The sequence below is a fragment of the bacterium genome (genome assembly GCA_024226335.1).
Lineage (GTDB): Bacteria > Myxococcota_A > UBA9160 > SZUA-336 > SZUA-336 > JAAELY01.
Genome location: JAAELY010000374.1, coordinates 1 through 1,795, shown reverse-complemented (window position 1 = coordinate 1,795; position 1,795 = coordinate 1). Strand labels below are relative to the sequence as shown.

The 1,795-nt window shown below is 60.8% G+C and carries 3 protein-coding genes; 2 read left to right on the top strand and 1 reads right to left on the bottom strand.

Annotated features, from left to right (window positions below; all coding sequences use genetic code 11):
* Together GY725_19350 and GY725_19345 are read left to right on the top strand one after the other, a co-directional pair.
* Window positions 1-228: acyl-CoA dehydrogenase family protein (locus tag GY725_19350; GenBank protein ID MCP4006341.1), on the top strand; the 228-nt coding region annotated here is incomplete at its 5' end.
* Window positions 229-256: 28 nt separating this feature from the next.
* A complete protein-coding gene (locus tag GY725_19345; GenBank protein MCP4006340.1) occupies window positions 257-1,045 on the top strand; it encodes a crotonase in 789 nt (262 codons plus the stop codon).
* 85 nt (window positions 1,046-1,130) lie between these two features.
* Here the strand turns inward: GY725_19345 and GY725_19340 are convergent, their stop codons facing one another.
* The gene (locus GY725_19340; protein MCP4006339.1) at window positions 1,131-1,415 is read right to left on the bottom strand and encodes a GAF domain-containing protein; all 285 of its coding nucleotides are present in this window, start codon (window positions 1,413-1,415) and stop codon (window positions 1,131-1,133) included.
* Between the last annotated feature and the right edge of the window lie 380 nt (window positions 1,416-1,795).

Sequence of the window (1,795 nt, the reverse complement as noted above, 5' to 3'; positions counted from 1 at the left end):
GCCGCGATGTCCAAGTACTACTGGTCGGAACTCGGCAAGCGGGAGCAGGACATCGCCATGCAGGTGCTCGGTTGTCGCGGGCTGGGCTGGAGTGGAGATGGATTCGAAGACTCTGAAATCACGCGCACTCGCAAATGGCTGATCACGCGAGCTGACTCGATCTGGGGTGGAACCAGCGAGATCCAGCGAAACATCATCGCGAAGCGCGTGCTGATGATCCCCGAGTAGCGAAGGGACGAACGTGGAATACGAACAGATTCTCTACGAGGTCAACGACGGCGTTGCAGTCGTGACGCTGAACCGGCCCGAAAAGCTCAACGCCATGACTGCGCTGATGGGTGCAGAACTCGCAGACGCCATGGCGGAGGCCGATTCCGACGATGGCGTGCGCGCATTGGTCATGACCGGTGCGGGCCGCGCGTTCTGCGCGGGTGCCGATCTCGGATCGGGCAAGAACTTTGCGGGCGGTTGGGGAGATGTCGAGCGCAAGTACCGGCGCATGATGCCCATGGAAGTGCGCAAGCCGGTGATCGCGGCCATCAACGGACCGGCAGTCGGAGCGGGACTGACCTGGCCTTTGCAAGCGGATATTCGTTATGTGGCATCCGATGCAAAACTCGCCTTTGCCTTCGTCCGCCGCGGAGTGTTGCCTGAACTGGCCTCGCATGTGATCCTGCCGCGTCTCGCCGGCCTTTCTCTTGCCTCGGAACTCTTGCTTTCGGGCCGGACGTTTCTCGGAGATGAAGCGGTAGAATACGGCGTAGCGACACGCGCCTTTGCCAAGGACGAAGTGTTGCCGGCCGCCATGAATCTGGCCCGCGACATCGCGGTGAATGCGGCGCCTCTGCCGGTGGCCATCTCCAAGCGTCTCATCTGGGAGGGAATCGGCATCGATCTCGACGAGTGGCGAAAACGCGAGGGGAAACTCTTCGCGCTCACAACCCGGCACCCCGACGCTCGCGAGGGCACCGTTGCCTTCTTTGAGAAGCGAGCACCCCAGTGGAAGGGATCGCCCTCCAAGGAGTATCCGGAAGAGCTTTCGTAGATCCGCGAAGCGAACGCCGCTCGTCTACAGACTTTTCTCGACGAAACGGATCTCGTCGAACGGTCGGGCGCTAGCCGGGCCCAGGTCAAGCACCCATCGAGTCCTCATCGCTCGATTTTCGTGAACGCGCAACGGCGACCGTGATGGCGATCCCTTCGGCCTCCTTGTCCAGAAACGCACGATGCAGTTCGCTGAACTCGTGGACTGTGCCCAGTTCTACGACCGCTTCGACGCGATCATTCCAGGCGAACGGAAAGATCAGGACGGCGCGGGGTGCAGTACTGCCCAGTCCTGAAGTGATTCGCAAATAGTCTTCGGGAATCCGGTCGATCAGGAGTGGTTCATTCTCCAGGGCAGACTGTCCAATCAATCCCTCGCCGGGTGTGAACTCCACAGCTTGTGAGCGATCTTTCCCCAGCGAGTGGATAGCCGAAGAGTGAGCGAGGCCCGCCCGGGGTCCGGAAGGCTCCTGTCTTTTGTTGACGCGATTCGGCGCTGTGATGCTCGTGCTGAGTCCGCATCACGTCTTTGATTCAGTTGTGGTCCGAAGAATGTGCCTTTCGAGTCCCCGGGTCTTCCTCGACAGGGCCATCTGACCCGTTCACAGGACTCAGTACGCGTAAGAGAGTTCGTGACTCCGCCCACCCGGCAGTCTGCGGGTCGGAATGCGCCGCTCGTAGCAGCGCTTCAACCAGACCGGAAGCTCCATCCGAGAAGCGAACAAGCGCTGACTCAGCAACGCTCGAACCG